Origin of the sequence: Terrisporobacter petrolearius, from assembly GCF_020748185.1 — a bacterium.
Taxonomy (GTDB): Bacteria; Bacillota; Clostridia; order Peptostreptococcales; family Peptostreptococcaceae; genus Terrisporobacter; species Terrisporobacter petrolearius.
Window position 1 is genome coordinate 1 of the sequence record NZ_JAHZMO010000147.1, and the last position, 489, is coordinate 489.

1 pseudogene is annotated in these 489 nt (G+C 22.5%); it reads right to left on the minus strand.

Annotation, left to right across the window (positions count from 1 at the left end):
* Positions 1-245 precede the first annotated feature (245 nt).
* Positions 246-489 (minus strand): annotated as a pseudogene (locus K0040_RS20045) (ATP-binding protein); the annotation flags it as partial.

The window sequence follows — 489 nt, forward strand, 5'->3', positions numbered from 1 at the left end:
AAATTTCAACTAACTATTCTGGATATGACATACTAGAAAAATGAAATTCAACTATTTCTACTGGTTTTAGTTCAAAGTAAATTCATCATACGCTTATATTTTCAATCAAATTATCTTTTTTTATATAACAATTTATGATTATTAATAATTATTTTCTATCAAAAAAGTAAAATGGCATAGCCTTAAAGCTACACCAATTTACTAAAAATTATATCATAATTAACATTAATGTTAAACATATGCGTTTATAAGTTTTCCTCATATTTTAAAATTCTTTTAACCAAGTTATCTCTTAATGTTCCTACTTCATCAAATCTCATATTAGGACTATAGTAACTTTCTATAATATCATGTTTAGATTTAGCTCTCTTAAGATTTAACACTGCCCAACAAATTAAGTCATCTAAAACTTTTTCATCAAATTTAATATCTTCTTCATATTTAAGTAGTTTTTCTCTATTTAAAAACTGATTTAAATCAATCGTATCT